Consider the following 15,119-nt stretch of genomic DNA (forward strand, 5'->3'; position numbering starts at 1 on the left):
CACTGGGACTTCAGGGAAAGTATGCAGAAAAACCCGATGATTGAGCAGTTGATTGACGCTCAACTGAACTTTTTAGATCAGAGCTTTTCACACAATGATACCGTAGCCACTGAATTCACCCATTTTTATCAATGGTTTCGTAAACAATCTTTGCAGCAAATTTGGAGTTTTGATCAAATCAATGCCTTGTTGCAGAAACAAATTTTAAATACCCCTGCAAGTCAATTTCTAATTGAGCAAATTGCTGAACATATCAAATTTGCACTGATTCACCCTGCAAATGACAGCACTACGATTGCCGAAATCATTCCAGTGTTGACCATCGATAAAATTGCACAGTATGTGGCAAGTAAACAGGGACATCGTCAGCGTTTAATTCATACCATGGTCAACAATCCTGCATTTTCAGCCATGATCAGTCAATTGATTCAACATGCGATACAAGATTATTTAGACAACTCAGTGATTGCAAAATCTGTACCCGGTGTTTCACGATTTATGAAAATGGGGAAATCGGTACTGGAAAACGTCACAGATACCAATTTAGATAATGCGGTCAGTAAATATTTGCAAAAGAATATTTTAAAGCTCAGTCAAATGAGTGAAACCGTGTTAAATCAGCACTTTGATGATCATAAGCTGTACCATTTTCAAGCCAATTTGTGGCATAAAATAAAAGCGCTGCCAGTTTCGGTATTAAAGAACTATGTTGAAGTTCAGGACTTGCCGCAAACAGTTGCCATGGGCCATGAAATTTGGGACTTTATGCGACAGTCTGAGTATATGAAACAGCAAGTGCATGATGGCGTATACGCTTGGTACGTGCGTAATGCAGAACGCCCTTTTGATTTATTGCTGCGTGATTTAAATATTGATGAAGCACTGATTCAGCATGAACTTCAAAACTTACTCAATCCTATCGTGCAGCAAATGATTGAGTCAGGATATATACGTGAGCGTTCCCGTCTGTATTTAGAACAGTTTTACTACTCAAGTGAAGCACTGAAAATTTTAAATATCCAAGCATAAAAAAAGCCGCGTTAAGCGGCTTTTCTTTTGGACATACTTAGAACTGGTATTTCAAACTTGCATAGTAAGCACGACCCGGCTCGTTATATGTTTGGTTGACCGTTTTATCACGCAGTTTCTGCTCATCAAATAGGTTATTCACACCGATACGAGCACTCAAAGCTGCATTAAATTTATAACCAAAGTTAATGCCTGCAATGCCATAACTTTTCACGCTATCCATCGCCAAGCCATCTTTGCTTTCAAGACTGGTTTCTGCATATTGACGTGGTTTTTGACGACCATATTGGGTATAGACAAAGTTACTGTCTAATCGATCCGTGATGTTGTAGTTCAAAATAGAGTTCAGTGTGTAATTCGGAATCACTGAAAGCGGATTGCCAGTACGTTTATCTTCAGAGTTGATCATATAGGTAACGTTATTGGTCCACGTGATATCACCCCAATCTAAAGAAATACTTCCTTCAACACCTTCCACCAAAGCTTCCGGCGTATTCATCCAACGCAGTACATTATACGTTGTACCATTTACTTCTAGTTCTTCCAAACGTGTATCCCCCGCAACGATCTTATTTTTATAATCATTACGGAACCATGCAAAGCTTGCATTCACGATGTCTTTTTCGAACTGCACACCTAACTCTTTATTCACTGAAGTTTCAGGTTTGAGATCGCCATTACCTTGTAATAGACATTGGCTCAGCCCAATCGGACAGCCATTACCGCGAGTACTTAACAGATAACCTTCCGCATTTTGGTACATATTGGGTGCTTTATACGCCTTAGCCACACCACCTTTTAATGTCCAATAGTCGCCAAGCTTTTGCGTAATATTGAGACTTGGACTCCAGCTATCGCCTGATTTGCTATGATTATCATAGCGTAGTGCCAAAACGACATCGGTGCTTTCGCCCAAGTTCATATTGTTTTCAATATAGGCCGACGCAATCCGTGAATCCATTTGTGAACGGTCACCTGAGGTCAACACATCACCAAAACCGCCTGTGCCAGCTTGTGTATTAACCGTATCGGTAAAGTCATCTTCAACCCATTCAGCGCCTAAAGTTAATACTTGTGGAACATACCATTGGAACGGCAGATTGGCTTCTGCATTAAAGCGAATGGTTTCTAGATATGACGTTTGTTTATTTTCAAGATTATTAATCTGTCCCTCAGTACTACCGCCTGTTCCTTCAGGTAAGCGCTTATTTTTGGTTTTGTCATATTGCGCAATGAGTTTACTATCGCCCCAACCCCACGTACCTTCATGGGTTAATGCAAAACTATCACGATAAATGGTATTGGTTTCTTCACCAATTAAAGCCGATAGAATAGGCGCTTTGTTTGGATCGGCTGGATCAAATACACTGTTTTGACTGTCACCTGCAAAACGGTTGCCTTGGCGGCCAACACTTGCGTCAAACATCAAGACTTGTTGATCGTTCAACTGCCAAGCCAAACGCCCTGCAATATCTTTATTTTCAACGCCTTCTCGACCCGCCATACGCGCGCCATTGTCCATTAATGCATTAATATCCGCAGCATCTGAATCGGTTTTGTTATAACTACCGTATAACCGATATGAAAGGACATCTTTGAGAATTGGCCCGCTTAAGTTAAAGCTTTCACGGTGACTTGCGCCCTCTTTAGCGTCTTCAGGTTGATTGGTAAAAACTTCCACAGAGCCATGCACGTCGTTGGTCACTTTCTTGGTTTTAATATTGACCACACCACCCATCGCACCTGAACCATAACGCGCTGCTGCTGGACCACGCAGCACTTCAATCGATTCAATAGCATCCGCAGGTACCCAGTTCGAATCACCACGTGTATCACGCTCACCGCGCCAGCCATAACGTACTGAGTTTCTCGAATTTACAGGCTTGCCATCAATTAAGATCAACGTGTTTTCAGGCCCCATACCACGGATATCAATCTGACGGTTATTACCACGTTGCCCGGTGGCACTGTTACCAGTCAAATTCACACCCGGCATACGGCGCACATACTCTGAAATATCATTCACAACCGGCATTTTTTCTAAATCTTCTGCCGTAATTTTTGAAGCACCTAATGATTGTTTAACCTGTTCTGCTGCAGTAACAACAATGGTTTCCATCTTCGTTACGGATTCATCTGGTACTTCAGTGTGCACGTCTTCTGCATGCGTCAAACTTACCAAGGCACAGAGTATTGAAAGTGTAAGCGTTGATTTTAATAGTTGTTTGGTCATTGAGTGCTTCCAAATAAACGTATTTATGGAGAAATCTAGAATAATGTGTTGCACATTGTAACCACCACAAACAATATTGCAATTAATTTTAATAATCATTCTTATTTATATTTGTGATATCGCTTATCATTTTGATGTAAAAACCCTAGAAATATCTGAAAATCTTCGTTTTTTTGATTTAGACAATAAAAAAGCCGCAACGTTGCGGCTTTTTATAAAAATACTGAACTTATTTGAAATAAGCACCTTCAGTATTACTGTGATCCGTTTGGTCAACAACACGCATTAACTCAGGTACATGCTGCTTCAATGTTGTTTCAACACCTTGTTTCAAGGTTAAATCGATTGAAGAACAACCTTGACAACCACCACCGAATTTAAGCACTGCAGTTAAACCATGTTCTGCATCTTCAACCACTTCTACCAGTGCACAGTTACCACCATGACCTGCAAGGCCAGGGTTAATTTCTGACTGTAGAACATAAGTGATACGCTCTTCTACAGAGGCATCTGGACCCACACGTGGCACTTTTGAGTTTGGTGCACGGAATGTTAACTGACCACCAAAACGGTCTTTGTTATAGTCAATCACCGCATCCAAAAGATATGGAATAGACGGTGTGTCAATAAATGCAGGGAAATCTGGATAGTCTTGTTTATAGTCTGTAGGCACAACTTCTTCTGGTGCACTGTAAGCCATACAACATTCAGCACGTGGCGTACCCGGATTTTCCACAAAAACACGTACACCAATGCCCGGTGTATTTTGTTTATCCAAAAGATCTTTCAAATACTCTTGGGCATTTGGAGTGATCAATAGGTTTGGAATTTCTTCAGCAACTGCTGTGCTGTTGTTCTCAGTCGACATTACAATATTTCCTCAAGCTGAAGTCGCTATTTTAACTTAAGATGCGGGGCATTAGAAAAAAATCAACTAAAATTGTCGGAATTATTCTGAAAGTTCACGCTTTAAGCCGTTTTAATGGCATTATTGAGCATAAATTTTAACAAGTAGAATAGTCATATATGTTGGGCCTACCCTTTAACCACACCGTGACCATTATCCTGATTACGGTGGTGATTTCACTGATTGCATTTTCAAATCAGAAAGTGATGAATCGTTTGTTATTTTGGCCGCCAGCCCTCAGTCGTGGCGAGTATGACCGATTTATTAGCCATGGTTTTATTCATGCAGATGGTGCGCACCTATTATTCAACATGATTACCTTATTTTTCTTTGGTAGCGTGATTGAAAGTTTTTATCGCCAATATTTTTTCGACATGGGCTTTGTGCTGTTTTATTTAGGCGGTTTGATCGCTGCGATTATTCCGAGTTATTTAAAACATAAGCATGATACCCATTGGGCAAGTTTAGGGGCTTCTGGGGCAGTATCTGCAGTACTCTTTGCTTATATCTTGTTTGAACCGTGGAAACTGATTTTTGTATTCTTTATTCCTGTTCCTGCAATTATTTTTGCCGTGCTTTATGTGGCTTATAGTATCTGGTCAGGTAAACGTGGCAACAGCAACATTAACCACAGCGCACACCTTTGGGGCGCAGCGTATGGTGTAATCATGACGATTATTCTTGAACCGAAACTCATTCCACATTTCTTAAGTCAGTTATTAAACGTTCCTTTCTAAACGTTAAGTCTAAAAAATCAGCCTAATTTAAGCTGTAAAAATGATAGCCTAAACCGTTTCAGTTTAGGCTTTTTTATTGCGCCGAGTTTAACCTCATGACCATTGATCTTTTCTTTAGCCAATTTCCCATATCTACAACACCGCACTTTGAATATCGAGCTATACAATTTCACAGCAGATTGAAACGCTATCTACCCATGCCCTGATTTAAACTGAAATGACACAGAATAAAAAAGGGAAAATTCCAATGAAAAAAGTCCTGATGTTCTCAAGTTTGCTGTTGACCTGCGTGTTGAGTGCTTGTGCCGTTCACACCCGTGAAGGCAGTATCGTCGTCGACCCAGATCGTAATCACTATCCTTACAATTACCCAGATCGACACGGCGACTTTTGCCCGCCCGGACAGGCTAAAAAAGGTCGTTGTTGATTTGCCGTTATTGATTTAATGCCCTCTTCTTTTAAGCCTTCAAACCGAAGGCTTTTTCAATTCCGACAATAAAAATTGACGCTGTATATTCTACGAAAGTTCACAAAAGCACATGACAAATCATATAAATCTGGCACTTTATGCCACCCTATTTTTTAATTTGGCATAGATAATGTATACATCTGTATATTAATTACAAAATTAGCTGAGATATTTTGCATGTCGAGTTCAACTGAAGGTCTTCAATTTCCCATTTTGGCTTCAAACCAAAAGCCGAGTACATCTAAAACTGGTCGTGAAATTATTGCTGAAGCCTTAGCTGCAGTTGACCATCACTCTTCTGTACGAGCAAAACAAGAAAAAAACTGGCGTAAAAAATATCCTGAATATTTTAAAGCCTTGGTTGAACAAGGGATTCAATCATCTGAAGCTGCGATCAACATTGCTGAGCAAGGTTTAAATAAAGCGCATCACGTCTTTGAGTTTTATCGTGATCAAGAAAAGCATACGCTCAAAGATGCAGTAGCTTTAACTGCACATCCGCTGCATACCGTGAAGTTAAAAGGTGAAAGTGACGCAGCGCCTGAGTGGTATGTGCCCTATCATGGCCAAAAACTGCAAGGTGAGGCTTTACTGGCTCAGATTCAAAAATGGCAAGATGCTGGCATCATTGAAGCCAGTCATGCAGACGCATTACGTGAAGCCATTGCACACCCAGAATGGTTCGATTTGTCAGATCGGACTATGGTGCTTTTTGGTGCTGCCTCCGAAGCTGGCCCTCTGACGTGGTTAGCAAAATGGAAAGCCAATATTGTGGCAATTGACCTCAATAATGAACGTGTTTGGGATCGAATCTTAAGCACGGTTCAGGCCGGTAATGCCACTTTATATGCGCCAAGTCTCGACGCTGTGCATGAAGACACACCCATTCAAGAACTAAAACACAAATTGGGTGCCAATTTACTGACACACATTCCTGAAATTGCACAATGGCTTGCACAAAGTGAACATCAACTAGATCTAGCTGCAATTGCCTATTTAGATGGTGAAAAGCATGTTCGTGTTGCAATGGCCATGGACAGCATCATGGCCTATGTCAGCCAGCAAAAAGCCGACACCAGCTTGATGTTTATGTGTACTCCGACCGATGTCTATGCGGTGCCAGAAGAGATTGTTACGGCAGCGCAAGCCAAATTCCAAAACCGTGCGTCTGCACAAAAGCTTTTGACGCAAAGCATTGCGAAAGTCACAGGTCAGCATTTCTTTAAGCAAAATAATGAGCAAACCACCACAGCAGACAATGGAAAATCCTATGGTATCGCTGACTGTTTGGTGGTGGAACAAGGTCCTAACTACGCACTTGCAAAACGTATTCAACAATGGCGTGCAACTGTGGCACGTCAAAATGGTCAGCGGGTTAGTATCAATATTGCGCCATCCACCACAACCCGCTCAGTAACGAAGAACCCATTATTAAAGGCGGCATTTAATGGTGCGAGTTTATTTGATGTGGAATCGTTTCAACCTGAAACCACCAATGCACTCATGGCTGCATTATGGATTCACGACTTGAGAAATCCTCAATCGGTTGCTAACCCTGAGACAGTGCTGGATCATCCTTTAGAACTCATGATGCATGGTGCCAACCATGGTGGCTTATGGCGTGTGGCTTATTTGGCGCGTACCGCCTTACCTTTTGCGGCGCTGTATGGTTTTGCTGAAGATAAATTGCCCGTGAAAAAGGTATTGGGTCTGTTTAAAAAAGCATAATTGCATTGGTTTAAATCATTACTGAACTTTTCAAAGCTTCAACTTGCTACTTTGATTGTTCCTATTCAGCTCAGTTATCCCATTAAAATCGGTGATATCTGAGTTAGAGCCAAAAAAAACGCTGCCGAAGCAGCGTTTTTTTATATCTGGAATTTGAGTTGCTTAGAACACTTTCAAGAATAACCAGTACAAGCAACCTGATAGACAGATCGTTGCAGGTAAAGTGAAGACCCAAGCTGATAGAATGGTTTTCACTGTTGCAAAGTTCAGACCCGATTTATTCGCGACCATGGTACCTGCAACCGCAGAGTTAAGTACGTGTGTAGTCGATACTGGCATACCAAAACCATCCGCAGCAGCAATCGTTGACATAGCAACAAGCTCGGCAGACATGCCCTGACCATAGGTCATGTGGTTTTTACCAATACGCTCACCTACAGTCACGACAATACGTTTCCAACCCACCATGGTTCCAAGACCCAGTGCCAATGCAACAGCGACTTTCACCCATGTTGGAATGTACTGTAAGAACGAATCTAAGTGACTACGATATTCCTTCACTGTCTTTTGTTCAGCTTCTGCCATTGCTGGTAGTTGTTCAGCTTTATCTAGACGTTTAAAAGCAGTGGTACTGAGGTACATGTCATTACGAATCGAAGATACTTCTTGTTCAGGAATATCTTTTAAGTCGCCATACTGTGCAACACGCTCACCTAAATGATCGGTCAAACTTGCTAAAGCTGGCACAACTTCTGGGCTGACTTCTTTGGTTTGAATGTATTTGGTGAGTACATCACGCGCTTGTGCATCAGGAATATCCTTATGCTCTGCGTAGATCGCCGTTGCAGTTTGAGCAGATAACTGATGGAAAGATTGAATATGTTGATTATCTAAGTTCTTATTCAATGAATAAGCCAATGGCACACATCCGATCAAAATCAGCATGATCAGCCCCATACCTTTTTGACCATCATTTGAACCGTGCGCAAAACTTACACCTGTACAGGTAAAGATCAAAATTGCACGAATCAGTGGTGGTGGCGGCTTATTGCCTTCTGGTGGCTGAAACAGTTCAAGCTGTTTGCGGAAAATACGCTTCACCAACAAGAAAACGAGAGCTGCAAATGCAAAACCAATCAGTGGCGAGAACAATAACGCCTTACCGACTTTAAGCACCTGCTCCATATCTACACCGCTCGCACCACCGCCTGCATTTAACAGGTAGTTCATGATGCCAACGCCAAGAATAGAACCAATCAAAGTATGCGAACTAGACGCAGGGATGCCTAAGAACCAAGTTCCTAAATTCCACAAAATCGCTGCGATCAACATAGCGAAAACCATGGCAAAGCCAGCACCTGAACCGACATTCATAATCAATTCAACAGGTAATAAAGCAATAATGCCGTAAGCGACCGCACCACTGGCAACCATTACGCCTAGGAAGTTACAGAAACCCGCCCACATTACCGCAACCGGTGCTGACAAGGCGTTGGTATAAATCACTGTTGCTACTGCATTTGCAGTGTCATGGAAACCATTTACAAATTCAAAGCCAAGTGCGATGAATAAGGCTGTGCCCAATAAAATCATTGAATAAAGACTTAAAGGCGGAACATGCGCTAAATCGGCAGTCACCTGAAAACCAATATAAATCAACGTTGAAATAATCACCGTTAAAAATACCGGCATAAAGAATTTCGGTGTAGGCACATGAACATTCGTAGACTTTTGAGTAGTCGACGTGTGCGCTGAATCTACGGGAGTTTGTTTAGAATTCATGCAGGCAGGAATAGAGGATTTTAAAATCCCCATATTGTTCAATTTAATTATGACAATTATATGACAAAGCGGTGTCATATAAAGCAATTTTTCATGCTTTATTTGTTTTTTTTAAGCGTTAAAAACCGACTTTTATACTCTACTTTCATAAAGTAAATCAGTCATTTAATCTGCGTATTTAAACTTTATTTTCTTTAAAACCCAATGTTTCAACTTATATTTCATCTGTTATGTTTTTTTGTCATATTGCATAGCCCTGCTGGATGTTTTTTAATCTTGCCTGAGCAATATTACAAATTCATGAAGCTTTCCATACATTTATATGAAATTGGTATATGAAATTAGCAAGTTGCAATATTGCTCATTAATTCAACAAGCTAATAATTGCGCGCTGTGAAGATGATTGAATATCAATAAAACTGCAATGAATTCTGTTAATATATTTGCCGATTTTATATTCCATCGGATTGGGGTTATTTATGTCCACGCTTGCCACCCTAAAAGAGCTGCTCGCTCAACGGATTCTGATTATCGACGGTGCAATGGGCACCATGATTCAGCGTCATAAACTCGAAGAAGCTGACTACCGTGGTGAGCGTTTTGCAGATTGGGCATCTGACCTCAAAGGCAATAATGACCTATTGGTGTTGACTCAGCCGCAAATCATTCAAGGCATTCATGAAGCCTATCTCGATGCTGGTGCAGACATTATTGAAACCAACAGCTTTAACGGCACAAAAGTTTCAATGTCTGACTACCACATGGAAGATTTGGTATCAGAGATCAACCGTGAAGCAGCGCGTATTGCCAAAGCCGCTTGTGAAAAATACTCAACACCTGAAAAACCGCGTTTTGTGGCAGGTGTGCTTGGGCCGACTTCACGCACTTGCTCGATCTCGCCAAATGTAAATGACCCAGCATTTCGTAACATTACTTTTGATGAGTTAAAAGAAAACTATATTCAAGCTGCGCATGCCCTGATTGAAGGCGGTGCGGATATTCTACTCATTGAAACTGTATTCGATACCTTAAACTGTAAAGCTGCCATTTTTGCAGTGAAAGAAGTGTTTAATCAGCTTGGCTATGAATTGCCATTGATGATTTCAGGCACGATTACCGATGCCTCTGGCCGAACTTTAACTGGCCAAACTGCTGAAGCGTTCTGGAACTCTGTGCGTCATGGTGACTTATTGTCAATCGGCTTTAACTGTGCCCTAGGTGCAGATGCCATGCGTCCGCATGTAAAAACCATTGCTGACGTTGCTGATACTTTTGTTTCGGCGCATCCGAACGCTGGCTTACCAAATGCCTTCGGCGGTTATGATGAAACCCCTGAAGAAACAGCTGCCTTTATTAAAGAATTTGCAGAAAGTGGCCTGATTAACATCACTGGCGGCTGCTGTGGTACAACGCCGGATCACATCCGTGCTATTGCCAATGCCGTAAAAGACATTAAGCCACGCCAAGTGCCAGAAACCAAACCCGCTTGCCGTTTAAGCGGTTTAGAGCCGTTCAACATTACAGAAGATTCGCTGTTTGTAAACGTCGGTGAACGTACCAACGTGACAGGTTCTAAAAAATTCCTACGTTTAATCCGTGAAGAAAACTTTGCCGAAGCTTTAGAAGTTGCACAGCAGCAAGTTGAGGCCGGTGCTCAGATTATCGACATCAACATGGATGAAGGCATGCTGGATTCAGAAGGCGCAATGGTGCACTTCCTGAATCTTGTAGCCTCTGAACCTGAAATTTCACGTGTGCCGATCATGATTGACTCATCTAAATGGGAAATCATTGAAGCGGGCTTAAAATGTGTACAAGGTAAAGCGGTTGTTAACTCGATTTCCTTAAAAGAAGGCTATGACGAGTTCGTTGCAAAAGCGCGTTTGTGCCGTCAGTATGGGGCTGCCGTGATTGTGATGGCCTTTGACGAAAATGGTCAGGCCGATACAGCTGCACGTAAAAAAGAAATCTGTAAACGTTCTTATGATGTATTGGTGAATGAAGTGGGCTTCCCTGCTGAAGACATCATTTTTGACCCGAACGTGTTTGCAGTGGCAACAGGTATTGAAGAACACAACAACTATGCTGTGGACTTTATTGAAGCGACAGGCTGGATTAAACAAAACTTGCCGCATGCCATGATTTCAGGCGGTGTGTCGAACGTATCGTTCTCTTTCCGCGGTAACGAACCCGTTCGTGAAGCGATTCACTCTGTGTTCTTGTACCATGCCATCAAGCAAGGCATGACCATGGGTATTGTCAACGCTGGTCAAATGGCGATTTATGATGATATTGATGCGGAATTGAAAGCTGCGGTTGAAGATGTGATCTTGAACCAAAACCAAGGTGAAAGCCATCAAGAAGCAACAGAAAAGCTGCTTGAAGTTGCTGAAAAATACCGCGGTCAAGGCGCTGCGCAAAAACAAGTGGAAAACTTGGAATGGCGTGAACTTCCAGTTGAAAAACGTCTTGAGCATGCTTTGGTGAAAGGTATCACAACGTTCATTGATGAAGATACTGAAGAAGCACGTCTGAAAGCTAAACGTCCTTTAGATGTAATTGAAGGCCCACTCATGGACGGCATGAACGTGGTAGGTGATTTGTTCGGTTCAGGCAAAATGTTCCTGCCGCAAGTGGTGAAATCTGCACGTGTCATGAAGCAAGCCGTAGCTTGGCTGAATCCGTTCATTGAAGCGGAAAAAACAGCTGGCCAATCTAAGGGTAAAGTCCTGATGGCAACCGTGAAAGGTGACGTACATGACATCGGTAAAAATATCGTGGGCGTGGTGCTGGGCTGTAACGGCTATGACATCATCGACCTTGGCGTGATGGTGCCTTGCGAGAAGATTCTGCAAACTGCGATTGATGAAAAAGTCGACATTATTGGTCTATCTGGCCTAATCACTCCATCTTTGGATGAAATGGTTTTTGTTGCGAAAGAAATGCAGCGCAAAGGCTTTAATGTTCCATTGATGATTGGCGGTGCAACCACTTCTAAAGCGCATACGGCAGTGAAAATTGATCCGCAATATTCAAATGATGCAGTCATTTATGTTGCCGATGCTTCACGAGCTGTGGGTGTTGCAACAACTTTACTTTCTAAAGAAATGAAGCCAAAGTTTGTAGCAGAAACCCGTGCGGAATATGAAAAAGTGCGTGAGCGTATTGCTAACAAACAGCCGAAAGCAGCGAAACTGACGTATGCTGAATCGGTTGAAAATGGTTTAAAAATTGACTTTGCAGCCAATGCACCTGTGAAGCCAAACTTTATTGGTACGCAAACGCTGACCAATTATCCATTGGAAACTTTGGTTGAATACTTCGACTGGACACCGTTCTTTATTTCTTGGAGCTTGGCGGGTAAATTCCCTGCAATCCTGAAGGATGAAGTGGTGGGTGAAGCAGCCACTGACTTGTATGAACAAGCGCAGACCATGCTGAAAGACATCATTGATAACAAACGTTTTGATGCTCGTGCTGTGTTTGGTATTTACCCTGCTAACCGTTCTGCAGCGGATTCGGTTGAAGTGTATAGCGAAGATTGTCAATCGGTTACGCATACCTTCCATCACATTCGTCAACAGTCTGACAAAGTGACCGGCAAGCCGAACTTGTCATTAGCGGACTTTGTTGCGCCTAAAGGTGTTGCGGAAGATTACTTGGGTGGTTTCACGGTATCCATCTTTGGTGCGGAAGAAATGGCAAATGAGTACAAAGCTAAAGGCGATGACTACTCTGCAATTCTTGCGCAATCTTTAGGTGACCGTTTTGCGGAAGCGTTTGCGGAGCATTTGCATGAGCGCATCCGTAAAGAGTTCTGGGGTAACCAAGCGTCTGAAACGTTAAGCAATGAAGAATTGATTAAAGAGAAGTATGTGGGCATCCGTCCTGCACCGGGCTACCCTGCTTGTCCTGAGCATTCTGAAAAAGCGCCGTTGTTTGATTGGTTAGGTTCTACCGATAAAATTGGTACGCAATTGACGACGAGCTTTGCAATGTGGCCGCCTTCATCTGTCAGCGGTTTCTACTATGCCAACCCTGAAAGCCAATACTTTAATGTGGGTAAAATCGCAGGCGATCAGCTTGAGGATTATGCGAAGCGTAAAGGCTGGACTTTAGATGAGGCGAAGCGTTGGTTAGCGCCAAATTTGGATGATTCAGTTCAATAATTTGCATTAATAAAAGCCCTCACTGTGAGGGCTTTTATTTTTTAATCCCCCTAAATCCCCCTTTTTCAAAGGGGGACTTTGTCATTTGATTACATAAATTACGTGACAACTCCTCCCTTTTTTAAAGGGAGGTTAGGAGGGATTAAATCCAATCACTATATTGTGTATGCCTTGGATGAGGTGATCCAAGTTCAATTTCAGTTGTAATAGAAATTTCCTTTACTCTAGAAATATTTAAGCCGTATATAGAATCTTTATTCCACTTAAAATAAATTGGACTCTTATTAATACACTCAGAATGATCTATACCCTGTGCAGTTATTTCAGGAAACAAAATAATATTATCAGCAGAAGGTAATTGTACCGACTTTAAAAAAATTCCATGAATCTGATTTCCAAACTTTACTCTTAAGTACTCAAAAAAGTATTGGCTTATCAAATAATCAAACTTTCCACTCTCAAGCTTTGGTTTTGATACACTCGCAATTAATTTTTTAAAGAATACATAAACATCCAACTTTTCTAAATAGCTTTCATCTAAATGATGAGGTGATAAGCCATCAGCTAACTTATTTAGATTTAACAATTTTAGCTCTGCTCTGTTAGAGAATTGAGCAATACCTACATATTGCCCAACTAAAGCTCTAATTTCTGCTACACATGCTATTTTATTTGTCGATAAATATAGCGCAGATACTCCAAAGGGTGTCATTCGTTGGTCACTAGCCAATAAAGGCGGTACTAATCCAAATTTATCTTGAATATTTTTGGCTATTTCTTCATATTCTTCTTCACATTCAAATGCTAAATTATCTTTATTAATTTCTTTCATTAAAATATTAAAACTATCAAAACTTCTGCCACGATATAAAATCGTATTAGGTATTATACTATTTACAAGTGATGATTTGATATTTCCACTATCAAGTAAATATTCGAATGTATGATCTAAGAAATTTTTTAATTTTGAATTAAAAAACCTAAATTCATGCTGAAAACTTGTTTGAATATGTTCCCATTCAATTTCGCTATCACAACCCTCATACTCTTCTAAAGAATCATCATAAAGTACTAATAACTCATTACCAAATTTCTCACTTCCATCTTCTGCTAATTTTTCCGTTAAATCTTCACCTAACTCTAATGACTCTAATAAACTATAGAATTCATCCACCCCATCTTCATCATTTGCTTCATAAAACCAACCTGCCCTCCACGGCAAATCACGCAAAAATCTATAATTAGTAGATATCACATCAAATAGCTTATTTTTAAAAAGCTCATAATCTAAATGAGGATTTTCACCTTGACAAACCTCACAAAAATGACTTTCAAAATTTACATTATCATAAGTATATGGAGGTGTTTTTTCCTCTATACAACCTTTACAAATCAACAATTTGACCAACTTTTCTATTAAAAAATTAGATTAATAGAAAATAACTTAATTTTACATAAATCTCTATTCAAAGAATAAAAAATTTATCAGGATTCTCCTGAGCAAAATCTATAAATCATCACTACAACATCATTAATCTGTCCCACTACCTCTCCATTATCAAATCTCAGCACCTTTAGCCCAAGCTGAGTCAAAGCTTCATCCCTCACCCGATCTGCCTCTAATCCTTCAGACGTATAGTGCTGACTACCATCGCACTAAAGCCTACATTCAAGCCCTCACCCCAGCCCTCTCCCAAAGGGAGAGGGAGCACCATCTAATTTAATAATCAGGTTAATTCAATAGTGAAAGTTCCCTCTCCTCTCAGGAGAGGGTTAGGGAGAGGTAAATCAGTCATGTTATTGCGTAAATCACGCGAGGCTTGTTTTAAATTTTTATTGTAGGGTTTCATTTTATTCTTCTATTTTAATATTTTTAATCCCTCCTAACCTCCCTTTAAAAAAGGGAGGGACTATCACGTAATTCATTTAATCACATGAAAAAGTCCCCCTTTGCAAAAGGTGAGAAGCGTAGCTTCGCAAGAGGGGGGATTCTATCGAAGAATATATACAACTGAGACGTCAATTTTCCACCACACTCATCGATCAACTGCCCTTTTTTACACTT

At 41.0% G+C, this 15,119-nt stretch carries 9 protein-coding genes and 1 pseudogene; 5 read left to right on the top strand and 5 right to left on the bottom strand.

From position 1 onward, the window contains the following. Nucleotides 1-21: 21 nt before the first annotated feature. On the top strand, nucleotides 22-1,029 hold the full coding sequence (locus FTV04_RS08535) for a hypothetical protein (RefSeq protein ID WP_180059517.1): 1,008 nt from the start codon (nucleotides 22-24) through the stop codon (nucleotides 1,027-1,029). 37 nt (nucleotides 1,030-1,066) lie between these two features. Here the strand turns inward: FTV04_RS08535 and FTV04_RS08540 are convergent, their stop codons facing one another. Continuing rightward, nucleotides 1,067-3,262 (bottom strand): TonB-dependent siderophore receptor, encoded by a 2,196-nt coding sequence (locus FTV04_RS08540; RefSeq protein ID WP_180089244.1) that lies wholly within the window; start codon nucleotides 3,260-3,262, stop codon nucleotides 1,067-1,069. 229 nt (nucleotides 3,263-3,491) lie between these two features. After that, nucleotides 3,492-4,130 carry a Fe-S biogenesis protein NfuA gene (nfuA, locus tag FTV04_RS08545; protein ID WP_078189947.1) on the bottom strand — a complete coding sequence of 213 codons (639 nt, stop codon included), beginning with the start codon at nucleotides 4,128-4,130 and terminating at the stop codon, nucleotides 3,492-3,494. Nucleotides 4,131-4,288: 158 nt separating this feature from the next. Between nfuA and FTV04_RS08550 the strand changes: the two genes are divergently transcribed. The 3 genes from FTV04_RS08550 to FTV04_RS08555 all read left to right on the top strand — a co-directional run bounded on the left by FTV04_RS08550 (nucleotide 4,289) and on the right by FTV04_RS08555 (nucleotide 7,103). Next, a complete protein-coding gene (locus FTV04_RS08550) occupies nucleotides 4,289-4,906 on the top strand; it encodes a rhomboid family intramembrane serine protease (protein WP_111884441.1) in 618 nt (205 codons plus the stop codon). A gap of 247 nt (nucleotides 4,907-5,153) precedes the next feature. Continuing rightward, a complete protein-coding gene (locus FTV04_RS16810) occupies nucleotides 5,154-5,333 on the top strand; it encodes a hypothetical protein (RefSeq protein ID WP_257220991.1) in 180 nt (59 codons plus the stop codon). A 219-nt stretch (nucleotides 5,334-5,552) separates the two neighbouring features. Next, the gene (locus tag FTV04_RS08555; protein WP_180089245.1) at nucleotides 5,553-7,103 is read left to right on the top strand and encodes a hypothetical protein; all 1,551 of its coding nucleotides are present in this window, start codon (nucleotides 5,553-5,555) and stop codon (nucleotides 7,101-7,103) included. Nucleotides 7,104-7,265: 162 nt separating this feature from the next. Here FTV04_RS08555 and FTV04_RS08560 read toward each other — a convergent pair whose 3' ends face one another. Then, nucleotides 7,266-8,885: an inorganic phosphate transporter gene (locus tag FTV04_RS08560; RefSeq protein ID WP_180026505.1), complete on the bottom strand. Its 1,620-nt coding sequence runs from the start codon at nucleotides 8,883-8,885 to the stop codon at nucleotides 7,266-7,268. A gap of 479 nt (nucleotides 8,886-9,364) precedes the next feature. Here FTV04_RS08560 and metH point away from each other — a divergent pair, with 479 nt between their 5' ends. Next, nucleotides 9,365-13,054, top strand: coding sequence for a methionine synthase (metH, locus tag FTV04_RS08565; RefSeq protein ID WP_180089246.1), 3,690 nt, complete (start codon nucleotides 9,365-9,367; stop codon nucleotides 13,052-13,054). A 142-nt stretch (nucleotides 13,055-13,196) separates the two neighbouring features. Here the strand turns inward: metH and FTV04_RS08570 are convergent, their stop codons facing one another. Further along, nucleotides 13,197-14,450 carry an RES domain-containing protein gene (locus tag FTV04_RS08570; protein ID WP_257220992.1) on the bottom strand — a complete coding sequence of 418 codons (1,254 nt, stop codon included), beginning with the start codon at nucleotides 14,448-14,450 and terminating at the stop codon, nucleotides 13,197-13,199. An 89-nt stretch (nucleotides 14,451-14,539) separates the two neighbouring features. Continuing rightward, a pseudogene (locus FTV04_RS17005) lies at nucleotides 14,540-14,904 on the bottom strand (endonuclease domain-containing protein). Nucleotides 14,905-15,119: the final 215 nt, after the last annotated feature.

Source organism: Acinetobacter sp. YH12219 (assembly GCF_013417875.1).
Classification (GTDB): domain Bacteria; phylum Pseudomonadota; class Gammaproteobacteria; order Pseudomonadales; family Moraxellaceae; genus Acinetobacter; species Acinetobacter amyesii.

Bases quoted from the DNA above. Each gene is read 5' to 3' on its own strand.
- FTV04_RS08540 (WP_180089244.1), bottom strand. From the start codon at position 3,262: ATGACCAAACAACTATTAAAATCAACGCTTACACTTTCAATACTCTGT.
- FTV04_RS08560 (WP_180026505.1), bottom strand. From the start codon at position 8,885: ATGAATTCTAAACAAACTCCCGTAGATTCAGCGCACACGTCGACTACT.
- FTV04_RS08550 (WP_111884441.1), top strand. From the start codon at position 4,289: ATGTTGGGCCTACCCTTTAACCACACCGTGACCATTATCCTGATTACG.
- FTV04_RS08555 (WP_180089245.1), top strand. From the start codon at position 5,553: ATGTCGAGTTCAACTGAAGGTCTTCAATTTCCCATTTTGGCTTCAAAC.
- nfuA (WP_078189947.1), bottom strand. From the start codon at position 4,130: ATGTCGACTGAGAACAACAGCACAGCAGTTGCTGAAGAAATTCCAAAC.
- FTV04_RS16810 (WP_257220991.1), top strand. From the start codon at position 5,154: ATGAAAAAAGTCCTGATGTTCTCAAGTTTGCTGTTGACCTGCGTGTTG.
- metH (WP_180089246.1), top strand. From the start codon at position 9,365: ATGTCCACGCTTGCCACCCTAAAAGAGCTGCTCGCTCAACGGATTCTG.
- FTV04_RS08535 (WP_180059517.1), top strand. From the start codon at position 22: ATGCAGAAAAACCCGATGATTGAGCAGTTGATTGACGCTCAACTGAAC.